The organism is Pseudarthrobacter sp. H2, assembly GCF_050157045.1.
GTDB lineage: Bacteria > Actinomycetota > Actinomycetes > Actinomycetales > Micrococcaceae > Arthrobacter.
On record NZ_CP189594.1, the window covers coordinates 4,165,905 to 4,181,671 of the forward strand.

The window sequence follows — 15,767 nt, forward strand, 5'->3', positions numbered from 1 at the left end:
GAAAAATACCTGCGAGTACCCTGAAAATTCATCATCGGCACGTTGACCGGGGTCTGCCCGGGGATCATCATGGGTGTAGACGCCTGGGGCGCCTGGCACTGCACCAATTGGCACTGCACCAAGGAACCGAGCCGTGGATAGCTACCGGGCATCAAACATTTCCAGCAGGCACTTACCGGAAATCGATTCGGAAGTGCGCCCGCGCCGCCGTTCCCTCCCCGCCATCAGCTCAATAAACCGGGCTACCGACGACGCCGTCGGCCGCCGGATTGCGGCCCTGCCCGCTCCAGCACCACGGCGTCCGCGGTGAACCGGCCATGATGGGCGCGATCCTCCGCTGGGTTCTCCAGTTCCGGCTTCTGGTCCTGGCATTGGCGGTGGGAATCCTGGGTTTTGGGTTCACCAGCCTGCCCGGCATGTCCGTGGACGCGTTCCCGGAATTCGCACCGCCACAGGTTGAGATCCAGACTGAAGCCCTGGGCCTGTCCGCCGCCGAAGTTGAACAGCTGATCACCTCCCCGATGGAGGCCGACTTGTTGAACGGCGTGGCCTGGGTGGAGGCCATCCGCTCCAAATCCGTCCCTGGTCTTTCCTCGATCCAGATGGTCTTCAAGCCAGGGACGGACCTCTTCCGGGCCCGCCAACTTGTCTCGGAGCGCCTGACCCAGGCGCGCGCCCTGCCAAATGTATCGGCTGCGCCTGTCCTCATGCAGCCGCTGTCCTCGACGAGCCGCGTCATGATGATCCGGCTTACCTCCAGGGACATGTCTGCCATCGACATGTCCGTCCTGGCCAGGTGGACCATGAAGCCCGGGCTCCTGGCCGTGGCGGGCGTCGCGAACGTGGCCATCTGGGGCCTGCGCGACCAGCAACTGCAGGTCCTGGTCGATCCCGAGCAGCTCCAGGCCAAGGGCGTGACGCTGGACGACGTCATTACGACGACGGGCAACGCGGTGTGGGTATCCCCCTTGAGCTATTTGGAGGCCTCCACGCCCGGTACCGGCGGCTTTCTGGAGACAAGCCACCAGCGGCTCGGAGTCCAGCACGTCCTGCCCATCACCACGCCCCAGGACCTGAGCAAGGTGAGCCTTGAGCGGCCGGACGGGAAGCTGGTGCTGGGCGACGTCGCCCGCGTCGAGACGGATCACCAGCCGCTGATCGGCGATACCTTGCTCAGCAAGGATGCTGAGCTGTTGCTGGTCATCGAAAAGTTCCCGGAGACCAACACGAGGGACGTGACCCGGGGCATCGATGAGGCACTCCACGCGCTCCAGCCCGGCTTGCCCGGCGTCACGATCGACACCACCGTCTACCGGCCGGCGTCCTTCATCCAGGAAGAGACCGGAACGCTTGGCATCGCACTGCTTGTCACCCTGCTGCTGATAGCCGCCATGTTTGGCGCGTTCTTCCGCTCGTGGCGCGCCGCGGTGATCAGCCTGATCACGATTCCGGTGTCATTGACCGCTGCGGCTTTGATCCTCTACCTGCGGGGCACCGGGATGAACACCATGGTCCTGGCCGGCATGATCCTTGCCCTGGCCGTCATCGTGGGAGACGTTGCCGAAGACCTCAACGGTGTAGCCCTGGCCGCCCGCGCCGGGGATTCCCGCGCCTGGGAGTCCGGCTCCGGCGAGTCGAAGGAGACCCTGGCGGCGGGGGCCCTGCGGGCCGTCCGAACGCCCATTCTCTACTCGTTGCTGATCATGGCGCTCTCTGTTCTGCCCGCATTCTTCGTGACAGGCGAGAACGGGGCGCTCTTCGGGCCCCTGGTCTTCTCCTACCTGCTCGCCCTCGCCGTCTCGATGATAGTGGCGCTGACTGTTACCACGGCGCTGGCCTTTGTCCTGCCTACCAAGGCCCCCGACCCGCAACGGGAAAACCGGGCCCTGGGCCGGATGCAAAGGGGCTACGGCCGTGCCGTGTCCCGGCTGGCCGGTAAGACCCGGTGGGTGTTCGCCGCGGCCGCCGTCGTCGCACTGGCGGGCCTTGCCCTCGTCCCCCAGCTGGCCGCCAGCCGCCCCGTGGTGCCGGTGCTGGCAGACCATACCCTCGTCGTGCAGTGGAGCGCAGCGGCCGGCACCTCGGACCAGGAAATGAGCCGGATCACCGACGCGGCCGCCCGCGAACTCCGGGCGCTGCCAGGCGTCGCCAACGTGGGCGGGCATGTCGGGCGCGCCATAACCTCGGACCAGGTGGGGGACGTCAGTTCGGGAGAACTCTGGGTGACGATAACCCCGGACGCGTCGTATCGCGACACGGCAGCGGCCATCCAGCAGGTGGTGGACGGATACCCGGGGCTGACCAGCAAAGTCTCCACCTACCCGCAGCAGAAAATCGACCAGATCCGCGACGCCGCCGACAGCGGCTTCACGGTCCGGGTCTACGGGCTGGACATGACCACGCTCCGCCAGAAGGCAGGCGAAGTGCAGCAGATCCTGGCCCACACCGACGGCGTCGTCAATCCCCATATCGACGCGCCCCGCCAACAGCCGATCGCCGAGGTCAAGGTGAATCTGGCCGAAGCCCAGAAAGCGGGTCTCATACCCGGCGATATACGGCGCGCGGCAGCTGCCCTGATACAGGGGATCGAAGTCGGCAACATCTACGAACAACAGAAGGTCTTCTCGGTGATCGTGAAGGGGACGCCAGCCACCCGGAACAGCCTGACCAGCGTCCGCGAACTCCTCCTCGACACCCCCAGCGGCGGGCACGTACGCCTCGGCGACGTCGCCCAGGTCAGCATGGTCGGCAACGAGGCGGTGATCCTGCATGACGACACCTCACGCCGCATGGACGTGACGGCTGAAATCCAGGGCCGCGGGCTCAACGAGGTGCAGCAGGACATCGAAAAGGGCCTCCAGCAGCTCCAGTTCCCGCTCTCCTACCATGCGGAGATCCTCACCCAGTATGCCCAGCAGCAAAGCTATTCCCAGTGGCTGTGGCTGCTCGCGGCGGTCGCCGCAGCCGGCATCCTGGTGCTGCTCCAGACGGCGCTGGGAAGCTGGCGGCTCGGTGCAGCGGTTTTCCTGGGCCTGATCGTGGCCCTGTCCGGCGGGGTGCTGTCAGCCCAGGCGACGGGCGGAATCAACTCCCTGATTTCGCTGGCCGCGTTCTCGGCCGTCCTGGGCATCGCCGTCCGCGGCTCCATCCTGCTGCTCAGCCGGGTCCAAAGCCTGCGGTCTGAGGACAGCGTGCCGTCCTGGCCGTCACTCGTGATGCAGGGCGCGAGGGACCGGGTGGTCCCGGCCCTGGTGTCGGCCCTGATGGCCGGACTGGCTTTGCTGCCGCTGGTGCTTCTCGGCGGCGTGGTCGGGACGGAAATCATCCAGCCGCTCGCCATGATCATCTGGGGCGGACTGCTGACCACCACCCTCTTTCTCCTATTCATCCTGCCCGCACTGTTGCTTCGATTCGGACCGGAACGGGCACCGGGGCCCAGGACCGGGCACAATCCCCTGGTCCGCACTGAGAGTCAGGATGCGTCATGAATCCGATAATTCCGCGGACCGGCCGCAGCGCTCCGGCCCTCATCGCCGTGCTGTCCGTGGCATTGTTCCTGCCGGGCTGCGCCCAGCCGCGGCTCGAAGCCGAATCGGCCGCCGAGGCACCCGCGACCCTCGAAGAAATCACCGGAACGGACCTGCAGCGCGTCACCCTGACCGAACACGCCATTGAGCGGATCGGGCTCAAAACCGCGACGGCGGCGACCGGCCCGCAGGGGAAGCTGACCGTCCCCTACGCCGCCGTCCTCTATGACAGCCAGGGCAGGACCTGGGTCTACACCAATCCGGAATCCCGGGTGTACGTCCGCCAGGCCATCACCGTCGAGCGCATAGCCGGCGAAGCCGCCCTGCTCACGGCCGGCCCGCCGGCCGGGACTATCGTGGTCACGCTGGGAGCCGAGGAACTCTTCGGCGCGGAACTGGACACGGCCCACTGAGATGCGCTGGATCATAGGCATCAGCCTCAAATTCAGGACGGTGGTGGTCGCACTGGCCTGTGCCGTGATGCTGTTGGGCTCCGTGCAGCTGAGTGCAGCGTCCATCGATGTGTTTCCGGAATTCGCGCCGCCGCGCGTGGAAATCCAGACCGCCTGCCTGGGCCTGACCGCGCAGGAGGTGGAAGAACTGGTCAGCGTCCCGATCGAGGCAGCCCTCAGCGGGATGCCCGGCCTGGATGAGCTGCGTTCCAAGTCCGTGCCCCAGCTGTCCTCGATCGTGCTGGTCTTCAAACAAGGCACCGACCTGCTGAACGCACGCCAGCTGGTCTCGGAACGGATGGCGGCAGTGACCTCTGCGCTGCCCACCTGGGCGGCCCCGCCGGTCATGCTGCAGCCCCTGTCCTCGACGAGCCGCGTGATGAAGATCGGGATGACCTCCTCCAACCGGTCCCTGATCGAGATGTCCATGCTCTCCTACTGGACGATCCGCGCCCGGCTGCTCCGGGTGCCGGGCGTGGCCAACGTCGCCATCTGGGGTGAACGGCTCCAGATGCTGCAGGTCCAGGTGGAACCGGACCGGCTCAAGGCTGAAAACATTTCGCTCAACCAGGTCATGGAAGTCACTGCCGGAGCAGTAGACGCCGGCCTGCTGAGGTACTCCCCCGGCCGGTTCATCGGCACGGGCGGCTTCATCGACAGTCCGAACCAGAGGATGGGGGTCCGGCATGTCCAGGCGGTCTCCAGCCCCGCGGATCTGGCCCAGGTCACGATCAGGGAAAAGGACGGCGTCGCGCTGCACCTGGGCGACGTGGCCAGGGTCGTGGAGGACCACCAGCCGCTCATCGGTGATGCGGTCATCAACAACGGGCACGGTCTCATGCTCATCGTCGAAAAACTCCCCTGGGGCAACACCCTCGATGTGACCAGGGGAGTCGAAGAGGCCCTTCGCCAGCTCCAGCCCGGCCTGAGCGGAATCAGCTTTGACACCACCATCTTCCGCCCGGCGAGCTTCATCGAGGAGGCGATTTCCAACCTCAGCCTCGCCCTGCTCCTGGGCTGCCTGCTGGTCGTCATGATTCTCGGCGCCTTCCTCTTCCAATGGCGCACCGCCCTGATCAGCCTCGTGGCCATTCCGCTCTCCCTGCTCACCGCAGCCCTGGTCCTGTACGCCACCGCCAGTTCCATCAACACCATGGTCCTGGCGGGGCTAGTCATCGCCGTGGGCGTCGTCGTCGACGACGCGATCATCGACGTCGAAAACATCATGCGCCGACTCAGGCAGCACCGGGCCGCGGGCAGCGGCGAATCGACGGCGTCGGTGGTGCTGAGGGCCTCCCTCGAAATGCGAAGCCCCATTGTGTACGCGACCTTGATCATCGTCGTCGCGGCCGTGCCCATCTTCTTCCTCGACGGGCTGACCGGCGTCTTCTTCAGGCCGCTGGCTGTCTCCTACACCCTGGCCGTCTTCGCCTCCATGCTGGTGGCATTGACCGTCACGCCGGCCCTGGCCCTGATCCTGCTGGGCAACGCGAAACTGGAGCAGCGCGATCCTCCCCTGGTCCGGGTGCTCAAGCGCGGCTACCACGCCGTCCTGTCGCGGATCATGAACCGGCCCCGCTATGGCTACGCCGGCTTCGGCGCCCTCGCCCTGACGGGCCTGGCGATCGCTCCCCTGCTGGGCCAGTCCTTGTTCCCCACCTTCAAGGAACGGGATTTCCTGATGCACTGGGTCTCGGAGCCGGGCACCTCCGCCGCGGAGGAGTACCGGATTGCGCAGCGCGGCTGCGAGGAGTTCCTCAAGGTCCCCGGCGTGCTCAATTGCGGAACCCATATCGGGCAGGCCTTCGCGGCAGACGAGATCGTCGGCGTCAACGCCGGTGAACACTGGATCAGCATCGACCGCCACGCAGACTACGAGACGACGGTGGCAGCGGTCCAGACGGTGGTGGACGGCTACCCGGGCCTCCACCGGGACGTCCAGACCTATCTGAAGGAGAGGATCGAGGAGGTCCTGACCGGCGCCAGCGAACCGGTCCTGGTCCGGGTCTACGGCGATGACCTGAACGTGCTCCGGGAGCAGGCCCAAAGGGTCAAGTCGATTCTTGACGAGATCGAGGGTACCGCGAATCCCCATGTGTCCCTCGAGGTCGAGGTGCCGCAGATCACCGTCAAGGTGGACCTGGACAAGGCGCAAAAGTACGGGCTGAAGCCCGGCGACGTGAGGCGGGCGGCCGCGACGCTCGTGGCCGGGGAAGAGGTCGGGGACGTCTTCCGCGACGGACGGGCCTACGACGTCCAGGTCTGGAGCACTCCGGAAACCCGTTCCAGCGTCACCAGCATCGAGGACCTGCCGCTCGACACCCCCGGCGGGCAGCGTGTCCGCCTTGCCGACGTCGCGGCCGTCAGTGTGCAGGCGACGCCGAACCTCATCGACCGCACGAACGGCTCCCGCCGCGTCGAGGTGGGTTCCTTCATCGCCCAGGGGGCAGACCTCGGGACCGTTGTCCGGAAGCTGCAGGACCGTCTCGAAGAGCTGGACCTGCCGGCCGGCTACAGCGTCCAGCTCTTCGGGGAGTACACCGAACGGGAAGCGGCCACGGAACGCCTGACGATCTTCGCCGTGGCGGCCCTTGGCCTGATCCTGCTGTTCCTTCAGGCCTCGTTCCGGAGCTGGCGGCTGGCCGTACTCGCGCTGCTGACGCTCCCGATAGCCCTCGTCGGCGGGGTTTTCGCCGCCTCCATGACCGGCGGAGTCCTCTCCCTCGGCTCACTCGTCGGGTTCCTCACGGTGATGGGCATCGCGGCGCGCAACGGCATCCTGCTCATCAGCCACTGCCAGCATCTGGAAAGGAACGAAGGCGTTGCCTTCGGCCGTGCCCTCGTGCTGCGCGGAGCGGCGGAACGGCTTTCCCCGATCCTCATGACCACCCTTGCCACCGGGCTGGCCCTGGTGCCCCTGGTGGTCATGGGCAATATCCCGGGCCATGAAATCGAACACCCCATGGCCGTGGTCATCCTGGGCGGACTTGTCACGTCCACCCTGCTCAATTTGTTCATTGTTCCTTCGCTCTACCTCCGCTTCGGAAAATCCCGGAAGGCCCGATCCGTCAAGGATCCTGTGACCGCCTGATGACCAGACGACAGCCACCCAACCAAGAAAGGACAGTCCGATGGTTCGTAAGCCTGTTGCTGTATTGAGCTGCCTCATCGCGCTGCCGATGTCGTTTCTGACGGTCAATTCCGCCGAGGCCGGCACCGGAGGCGCAGCCGATTGCGGCCCGGGGTCCCTCCCCGACTTCAGTGCTGGAGACTTTGCGGCCCATCCGGAGGTGGACAACAAGTGGCTCCCGCTGGAACCCGGAAGGCGGTCAGAATTCAACGGCACCGTCACGGACCTCACCTCCGGCACTCCGGAGGTCCATCAACACCGCGTGGTGTCGATCGTCACGGGTCTGACCAAGGTGATCGACGGCGTGCGGACCGTTGTCCTGTGGGACCGGGACTACACCGACGGAACCCTCGGAGAATCGGAGCTCGCGTTCTTCGCGCAGTCCAAGAAGGGGGACGTCTGGTTGCTGGGTGAGTACCCCGAGGAGTTTGAGGCGGGCAAGTTTTCCGGAGCACCCAACACCTTCATCACCGGGATAGACGACGCCCATGCGGGCATAGCCATGCAGGCCCACCCGAAGGAAGGATCGGCGCCGTACACCCAGGCCTCGGCCCCGGCGATTGACTTCCTGGACTGCGGGCAGATAGTCAGCCGGGAGGGATCGGAGCTGAAGATCGACGAGTTCAACCCGCTCGACGGCGCTGCCGCCGGACACCAGCAGAAGTACTACCGCGCCGGCCTGGGGAGCTTCAAAGTCACGGCCTCCAGCGGGGACAGCCAGGAATTCCTGAAGCTCGTCAAGACGACGAAGCTGGATCAGACGGAACTGGCAGATGTCAACGAACGGGCGAAGGCGCAGGACCGCCACGGCTACAAGGTGAGCCCCGACGTCTATGGCCAGACGGCGCGGGCCACTGACCATTCCTGATTGCTGGAAAGTGTCGCAACGTCATGCGGAAAACCCAACGGAACACTTTGGAAAGTGTCACACATGGGAATCCGAAACGGAACAGAACACTTTGGCGAGAGTGTCACAACGCGGCCTCCGAAACCACACAGAACTATTTCGCGAGTCCGGGCGTTCCGCGACTAGACGATATGAAGTGGGGGTGGTTCAGGTCCCTGCCCGTCCGGGCGGCCATTATCGCCGGGCGGTCCGGCAGCGCCGGCTTGACGCTGGTACGTGGCCTTCGTTGGGCTTCCGTTGCGTTGGGGCCTTAAACAGAAGCAGGTCAGAGGCAATATGCCTCTGACCTGCGCCGCGGGTGGGCCCTGTGGGGATCGAACCCACGACCCACGGATTAAAAGTCCGATGCTCTACCAACTGAGCTAAAGGCCCCGGCTGAATGCCCCGAAAATGCGGATAAATCCGCCCTTCCGGAGGGGATCAGCCCCGTCCATTTCTGGACGTTAATACTGTACCCCAGACCGGAGCAGGCTTTCGCACCGCGGCGCGGACGCCGCCGTCGTATTTCACCGGCTCTCCGGACGGGCGGCCCTCCGGGCGGGGCGCCGGGCATGCTCGATTACCGGACAGCACAGGAGTAGCGTGGTGGCATGAGCGAGCAAGCAGGATCCAGCGCCTCCGGACCGCACCGGCCCCACAAGCCGAAGCCCTTCGCACCCATGGACTTTGAACCGTTCGCCGGCGGGGCCGATCCTGCCCGGATTTCGGAGGCCGCCCATCTGGCGGCGCAGGCCCTCGTGCGCCGCGGCCGGGACAGCGACGATCCTACGGTCACCCGGCGGCTGGTGAAGCTCGCCGATGAGCAGGGCCTGGAAGCCATCGCCGAAATGTGGGCCGAGAGCCCCGCACGGTCACTCCCCGGCGCCCTGTGGCGGCTGTACGCCCTGCGGGCCGCCACCATCCAGGACCCCGAACGGATTTCCGTCTACTTCAGGGCCGGCAAGGATACCGCCCAGGTCTCCCATGTGGTCGCCGGCGCCGCAGAGCCGCCGGGAGCGGACGAAATGAAGCTCATGGCGGACGCCATTCTTTCCGGGGCGTTCGACGGCGACTTCGACGTCGCGCTGGAGCGTTCCGCCGCGTTCTGCCGCGTGGTGGCGCTCGGCCAGGCCACCCTCGCCGACGGCGCGGAGCACAGCAACGCGAACCACGCGAGCAAGCTGACCCGCAATTCGCACCTGCTGGTCAAGACCGCCGAGGACCTGGAGCACGCCGCCAATGCATGGCGGCTGGGCGAACTGGACTGAACCCGCCCACGCCCGCGCCGGGCTGTCAATGTTGACTTGGCGCAGGCGACGTAGAAAACTAAAAGCGGTGCCGAACCGCGAAACCCCCGGGCTTCAACAAATAGCCGCCTAGAGCGGCCTACCGCCGAGAGGCGTATCCGGTTCGGCACCATTTTCATGCCCCCTTCATCCGCCGCCGCCGCGCACCGCGGTGTCCCCTTCCCGACGTGCCGTCCCGGCGGTGCCGGCCCTTGGGACACGGACGGTAAAGTAAAGCTCATGCGCGGGTCATCGTCACGTCACAGAGCGGGGCGACCGTACCCGGGCACCCCCCTCCCGAAGAAGGCCGGTATCCCCACGTGAAGCTGCGCCTCTTCCCCCAGGAGCCCGCCGGGCTGAACCTGCTCTCCCTGATGGCCCGCCAGATCGTGCTCGCCACCGGCACGCTCGCGGAGATCCTGGGCGTGCCCGTCGTCGAGCACGGCCGCCTCGTGGAGGACATGCACAACCACGAGGCCAAATCCGCCGAGCTGCACTTTGCACTGCTGACGCACATGAGGACCAGCTTCGTGAACGTGTTGCCCCGCGAGGATATGTACGCCCTGTCCCGGTACCTCAATGAGGCCATGGAGAAGCTCGACGCCGCCGCCGAGCTCGTGTCCCTCTACAAGCTGCAACGGCTGCCCAAGCGGGCCACGGACCAGCTGGAAATCATCAGCCGGCAGGCCGAACTCACCGTCGAGGCCATGCGGCAGCTGAACAACCTGGATGACCTGGAGGACTACTGGATCGAGATCCTCCGCCTGTCCAAACGCGCCGAGCGCACCCACCGGGTCTGGACGGCGGACATGGTCGCCGACATGAAGTGGGCCGCTTACACCCGCAACCGCGACATCGCCAACCAGCTGGTGGAAGTCACGAGGGACATGCGGCGGATCGCAACCCAGGTGGGCAGCATCATCGTCAAGGAATCCTGACGTGACCCTCTTCTTCTTCGCCCTGGTGGTGGTCTTCGCCGGGGCGTTTGCCTTCCTCAACGGCTTCCGGGATGCCTCCGCCTCGGTGGCGCTGGCGGTGCGGACGCGGGCCCTCACCCCCACCGTGGCGGTGCTGCTGGCCGGGATATTCAACTTCATCGGCGCCGGGCTCAGTGCCACGCTCGCGCTGCAGGTCAGCAGGACCTGGGTGGCGCTTCCGCCCGGCAACAACGGCCTGGTCATCCTCCTGGCCGGGCTCCTCAGCGCCGTGATCTGGGGAATCTACCTCTGGTGGCGGGGCATCCCGTCCTCCTCCACCCATGCGCTGGTCGGCGGCCTGGCGGGTGCCAGCGTCGCGAGCATCGCCGTGGGCGGGCAGGCCGTGACCGGCGTGGACAACTCGCTGCTGATCCAGGTGGTGCTGCCGCTGCTGCTGTCGCCGGCGATCGCCTTCCTGGGCGCCTTCGTGCTGGTCTGGCCCGCCGCGTGGGCGGCGCGGTACACCGCGCCGAACGTGGTGAACAGCCGGTCCCGGCGGGCCCAGGCCATCGTGGCCGGAGCTGTCGCCTTCGGCCACGGGCTGCAGGACGGCCAGCGCACGAGCGCCGTCGTGATCCTCGCACTGCTGGCCTCCGGCCTCTCCGACGGCGCCGCCCCGCCCCTCTGGGTGGCGCTGCTCACCGCGGCCATGCTGACGGCAGGAACGCTGGCCGGCGGCTGGCGGATTTCCTACACCATCGGCTACCGGCTGACCCGGATCGATCCCCTGCGCGGGTTCGTGGCCCAGCTGTACTGCTCGCTGATCCTGCTCGTGGGGGCCATCGGCCTGCACTGGCCCGTTTCCACCACCCACACGGTGACAGCCGCGGCCCTCGGGGCAGGCGCCAACCAGGGCTTTCCCGCCACCAACCGCCGGCTGGTGCTCCGCATCCTGCTGTTCTGGGTGCTGACCCCGCTGGTCACCGTCGGCGTCGCGTTCATCCTGGGACTCGCGCTCTCGCCCCTCGCGAGGCTGTAGAGGCTCATCGGCTGCAAGAAGGAGAGTGGGTGGGCCCACGCCCGCAGGGGTCCCCGGGCGTGGGCCCACACCGGCGAGGGTCCCGGCCTGAGCTTGCGAAGGCTGGGAGCCGGTGGGGACTGGCGAGCCTGGGGAGCGGGTGGGGACTATCCGAAGCGGCCGGAGACGTAGTCCTCGGTGGCCTTCTGGGTCGGGTTGCTGAAGATCGTGTGCGTGTCGCCGTATTCGATCAGCTTGCCGGGCTTGCCGGTGCCGGCGATGTTGAAGAAGGCCGTCCGGTCCGAAACACGGGCGGCCTGCTGCATGTTGTGGGTCACGATCACCACGGTGTACTGGTCCTTGAGCTCGTTGATGAGGTCCTCGATGGCGAGCGTGGAGATCGGGTCCAGGGCGGAGCAGGGCTCGTCCATCAGGATCACCTGCGGTTCCACGGCAATGGCGCGGGCGATGCAGAGCCGCTGCTGCTGCCCGCCGGAGAGACCGGAGCCGGGCTTGCCGAGCCTGTCCTTGACCTCGTTCCACAGGTTCGCGCCCTGCAGCGAGCGCTCCACGAGGGCGTCCGCCTCGCCCTTGGACATCTTCTGGTTGTTCAGTTTCACGCCCGCCAGCACGTTGTCCCGGATGGACATGGTGGGGAACGGGTTGGGGCGCTGGAACACCATGCCGATCTGCGACCGCACCGTCACCGGGTCCACGCCGGGGCCGTAGAGGTTGTCCCCGTCCAGGAGGACCTCCCCTTCGACGCGGGCGCCGGGAATGACCTCGTGCATGCGGTTCAGGGTGCGCAGGAAAGTGGACTTGCCGCAGCCGGAGGGACCGATGAAGGCGGTGACTGACTTGGCCTCGATGTTAATGTTGACGTCTTCGACGGCCAGGAATTTGCTGTAGTAGACGTTCAGGTCTTTGACGTCGATGCGCTTAGACATGATTTTCCTTCACTTGCTGGAGGTACGGATTGAAGTTTAGCTGCGGCTGGTGCCCGGAGTGGGTATCGGCGCCGTAGTCCGCGGCTAGCGCCCGGACTTGGGGGCGAACATCCTGGCGATCAGGCGCGCACCGAAGTTCAGCAGCATCACCAGGATGATGAGGACCAGCGCCGCGCCCCAGGCCCGCTGCGATGACGGGTCCGGGTTCGACGGCGACGTGGGGTTGAGGATCTGGGTGTAAATGAACGTGGGCAGCGAGGCCATCCAGCCGCCGAACACGTTGTTGTTGATCGTGGTCGCGAAGCCGGCGGTGACCAGGATCGGGGCGGTCTCGCCGATCACGCGGGCGATCGCGAGGGTGACGCCGGACGCGATGCCGGAGATCGCCGTCGGGATGACCACCTTCAGGATGGTCCGCCACTTGCGGACGCCCAGGGCGTAGGCGGCTTCGCGGAGTTCGTTGGGGACGATCTTGAGCATTTCCTCGCTGGAGCGGACCACCACCGGGATCATCAGCACGGACAGCGCGACGGCGGCGACGGCACCGGTCTTGGTCCCAGGCCCCACGACGGCGAAGAAGAAGGCCGCGGCGAACAGGCCGGCCACGATCGAGGGGATGCCCGTCATGACGTCCACGAAGAAGGTGATGGCGCGGGCCAGCGCGCGGTCCTCGCCGTACTCGACGAGGTAGACGGCGGTCAGGAGGCCCACCGGAACTGAGATGACGGTGGCGAGCAGCGTGATCTGGATGGTGCCGATGAGCGCATGGTAGATGCCGCCGAGGACGGGGGCGCCTTCCTCGACGCTCTTGTTGTCGAAGGAGCCCGTCACGCCGTTCATGGAGGTGGTGAGGAAGCCCGGATCCAGCAGGCCCGGAAGCCCGTTGACCAGCACGGTCCAGATCACGGAGATCAGCGGGAGCAGTGCAATGAGAAAGGACCCGACGACGAGGCACGTGGCCAGCTTGTCGTTGGCCCTGCGGGAGCCCTCGACGGCGGCGCTCCAGCCGACGAGGCCTGCGGCGAACAGGATGGCCGAGATGATTCCCCAGCCGAGGGCGTTGAAGCCGATCAGTGCCATGATGGCGGCCGCTAGGATCAGTGCCAGGGCCAGGACGAGATACGGGGCAAACTTGGGCAGCTGGCCCTTGGTCAGGGCTGAGCGTTTGCGGACCGGGGTGAGGGTGGAGGTCATCTAGTTGGCTCCCGAGAATTCTTTGTGCCGGCTGATGATCCAGCGGGCGATCATGTTGACGCCCAGCGTGATCACGAACAGGACCAGGCCTGCCGCGATCAGCGTACTGACCTTCAGCCCGCTGGCCTCGGGGAAGTTCAGGGCGATTTCTGCGGCGATGGTCTGGTTGCCGGAGGTGATCAGGCTGGCGGTGAGGGCCCCGGAGGACAGCACGAGCGCGACGGCCATGGTTTCGCCCAGGGCGCGGCCCAGGCCCAGCATGACGGCACTGATGATGCCCGGCCGGCCGAAGGGCAGCACGGCCATCTTGATCATTTCCCAGCGGGTGGCTCCGAGCGCCAGCGCGGCCTCCTCATGCAGCTTGGGGGTCTGCAGGAAGATTTCGCGGGTCAGGGAGGTGATGATGGGCAGGACCATGACGGCGAGCACGATGCCCGCGGTGAGGATGGTCTTGCCGGTGGCCGAGGCGGGGCCCTCGAAAATGGGCAGCCAGCCCATGTTGGCGGCCAGCCAGTTGTAGGCCGGTGAGATTTCCTTGGCCAGGAATGCCGCACCCCAGGCACCGTAGACCACGGAGGGGATGGCGGCCAGCAGGTCGATCACGTAGCCGAGGCCGTTTGCGAGCTGGCGGGGCGCATAGTGGGAGATGAACAGGGCGACGCCGATTGCGACGGGCGTGGCGATCACGAGGGCGATGACTGCCGCGATGAGCGTGCCGATGACGATCGGCCAGATGTAGGCGAAGAAGCCTTCCCCGCCCTGGATCTTGTCCGGCGACGCCACCAGCGCGGGGATCGACTGGATCACCAGGAAGATTGCCACGCCGAAGAGCACGGCAAGGATCAGGCACCCTGCGGCCAAGGTGGCTCCGGAAAAGACTTTGTCCCCGGCGCGTCCTGCGCCCGGGGGTTTTGTCAGGGAGTTGGTGGTCACAAGCGATCCTTAGGGTTCGATCAGAAGCGACTGCCGGTCCCGGATCTCTCAGGCGTCGGCAGCGGTGGAAAATTTGAAGATGGGGACAAACACTCAGGTTCCCTGCCCCGGCGGACGGTCTGTGACCGCCCCGCCCGGACAGGGAACCTGAGTCAGGCTGGTGTTTCCACTATGCCTTGGAGTGCGTCGTATCCCTAGGTCTAGGCCTTGGCCTTGATGGATTCGAGGGACTTGAGTGCCTTGTCCTGCAGGGTCTTGGACAGCGGTGCGGACTTGGCGGCGTCGGCGGCAGCCTTCTGGCCGGCGTCGGAGACTACGTAGGTTTCGAAGGCCTTGACCAGGTCAACGGTTTCCTTCTTGTCGTAGGTGGTGCAGACGACGTGGAAGGAGACGAGGACGATCGGGTAGGCACCCTCGATGGTGGTGGTACGGTCCAGCTTGATGGACAGGTCGCTGGCGTTGCGGCCTTCAACCGGCTTGCCGGCGTCGACTGCCTTGGCGGCGGCGTCTGCGGAGATCTTGGTGAAGGAAGAACCGACCTTGATCTGGGCGGTGCCGAGCTTGCCGCTCACGGCGGAGTCATCGGCGTAGGTGATAGCACCCGGGGTGTCGGTGACGGTCTTGACGACGCCGGAGGTTCCCTTGGCGTTCTCGCCGCCGAGGGCTTCGGGCCAGATGCCGCCGGCCTTGTCGGTCCAGGCCTCGGGTGCGGCGGCGGCGAGGTAGTCGGTGAAGTTGGACGTCGTGCCGGAGTCGTCAGAGCGGTGGACCGGGGTGACCTTGAGGTCCGGGAGCTTGGCGTCCGGGTTCAGGGCGGCGATGGCCGGGTCGTTCCACATGGCGATCTGGCCGCGGAAGATCTTGGCGACCGTGGCGGCGTCGAGCTTGAGCTCCTTGACGTCCGGGAGGTTGAAGGCCACGGCGATCGGGGAGATGTAGACCGGGATGTTCAGGGCGCCGTCGGGGCCGCACTTGTCCTTGGAGCTGGCCAGCTCCTCGTCCTTCAGGTAGGCATCGGAGCCTGCGAACTGGGCGGAGCCGTCCAGGATGGCCTTGCGTCCGGCGCCGGAGCCGTCCGGGGAGTACTGCACGGTGGCGCCCTGGTTTGCCGAGGCAAAGTTGGTCTTCCACACGTCCATGGCTGCGCCCTGGGCGGAGGATCCGATGCCCGTCAGGGTGCCGGTGACCTTGACAGCAGCCGCCGACGGCGTAGCCGACTGCGGGGTGTTCGTGGCGTTGTCTGAACCACAAGCGGTGAGCGCGAGTGCGCCAGCTGCGATAACAGCGACAGCCGCGTGGCGGCCGATGCGAAGTGCCTTCACTAGATGTACCCCTTCCAGGGATTTTCTGATGCGTGCCGGACCGGAGACGCCCGGACAAAGACTGTGAGTACTTTTTGTACCTTTTATCGAAGCTAGGTGCCCCAAGTGAAGAGAGTTGCCGCCCAAGGTGAACGGAAGGTAAACGACGCCCGGAC

Annotated in this window: 11 protein-coding genes and 1 tRNA gene; 7 read left to right on the top strand and 5 right to left on the bottom strand. The window is 66.2% G+C overall.

Annotation, left to right across the window (positions count from 1 at the left end; genetic code table 11):
- Positions 1-317: 317 nt before the first annotated feature.
- The 4 genes from ACQCSZ_RS19315 to ACQCSZ_RS19330 are packed head-to-tail and all read left to right on the top strand — an operon-like array spanning position 318 to position 7,977.
- Positions 318-3,488, top strand: coding sequence for an efflux RND transporter permease subunit (locus ACQCSZ_RS19315; RefSeq protein WP_427005282.1), 3,171 nt, complete (start codon positions 318-320; stop codon positions 3,486-3,488).
- Positions 3,485-3,940: a hypothetical protein gene (locus ACQCSZ_RS19320; RefSeq protein WP_427005283.1), complete on the top strand. Its 456-nt coding sequence runs from the start codon at positions 3,485-3,487 to the stop codon at positions 3,938-3,940. Before ACQCSZ_RS19315 ends, ACQCSZ_RS19320 begins: the two co-directional genes overlap by 4 nt.
- A 1-nt stretch (position 3,941) precedes the next feature.
- Positions 3,942-7,070, top strand: coding sequence for an efflux RND transporter permease subunit (locus ACQCSZ_RS19325; RefSeq protein WP_427005284.1), 3,129 nt, complete (start codon positions 3,942-3,944; stop codon positions 7,068-7,070).
- Positions 7,071-7,110: 40 nt separating this feature from the next.
- Complete coding sequence (locus ACQCSZ_RS19330) at positions 7,111-7,977, top strand: hypothetical protein (protein WP_427005285.1); 867 nt, start codon at positions 7,111-7,113, stop codon at positions 7,975-7,977.
- Between the two features lie 338 nt (positions 7,978-8,315).
- Here ACQCSZ_RS19330 and ACQCSZ_RS19335 read toward each other — a convergent pair.
- Positions 8,316-8,388: transfer RNA gene (locus ACQCSZ_RS19335), tRNA-Lys, on the bottom strand.
- A 218-nt stretch (positions 8,389-8,606) separates the two neighbouring features.
- Between ACQCSZ_RS19335 and ACQCSZ_RS19340 the strand changes: the two genes are divergently transcribed.
- From ACQCSZ_RS19340 to ACQCSZ_RS19350, 3 genes are all read left to right on the top strand, one after another.
- Complete coding sequence (locus ACQCSZ_RS19340) at positions 8,607-9,263, top strand: hypothetical protein (protein WP_427005286.1); 657 nt, start codon at positions 8,607-8,609, stop codon at positions 9,261-9,263.
- A 338-nt stretch (positions 9,264-9,601) separates the two neighbouring features.
- Complete coding sequence (locus ACQCSZ_RS19345) at positions 9,602-10,219, top strand: DUF47 domain-containing protein (RefSeq protein ID WP_427005287.1); 618 nt, start codon at positions 9,602-9,604, stop codon at positions 10,217-10,219.
- A 1-nt stretch (position 10,220) separates the two neighbouring features.
- Entirely contained in the window at positions 10,221-11,237 is a 1,017-nt protein-coding gene (locus ACQCSZ_RS19350) for an inorganic phosphate transporter (protein WP_427005288.1), read from the top strand.
- Positions 11,238-11,383: 146 nt separating this feature from the next.
- Here the strand turns inward: ACQCSZ_RS19350 and pstB are convergent, their stop codons facing one another.
- From pstB to pstS, 4 genes are all read right to left on the bottom strand, one after another.
- Entirely contained in the window at positions 11,384-12,163 is a 780-nt protein-coding gene (pstB, locus tag ACQCSZ_RS19355) for a phosphate ABC transporter ATP-binding protein PstB (protein WP_427005289.1), read from the bottom strand.
- Between the two features lie 84 nt (positions 12,164-12,247).
- A complete protein-coding gene (gene pstA, locus ACQCSZ_RS19360; RefSeq protein ID WP_427005290.1) occupies positions 12,248-13,357 on the bottom strand; it encodes a phosphate ABC transporter permease PstA in 1,110 nt (369 codons plus the stop codon).
- Complete coding sequence (gene pstC / locus ACQCSZ_RS19365; RefSeq protein ID WP_427005291.1) at positions 13,358-14,290, bottom strand: phosphate ABC transporter permease subunit PstC; 933 nt, start codon at positions 14,288-14,290, stop codon at positions 13,358-13,360.
- A 200-nt stretch (positions 14,291-14,490) separates the two neighbouring features.
- Positions 14,491-15,612 carry a phosphate ABC transporter substrate-binding protein PstS gene (gene pstS / locus ACQCSZ_RS19370; protein WP_427005292.1) on the bottom strand — a complete coding sequence of 374 codons (1,122 nt, stop codon included), beginning with the start codon at positions 15,610-15,612 and terminating at the stop codon, positions 14,491-14,493.
- Positions 15,613-15,767 lie beyond the last annotated feature (155 nt).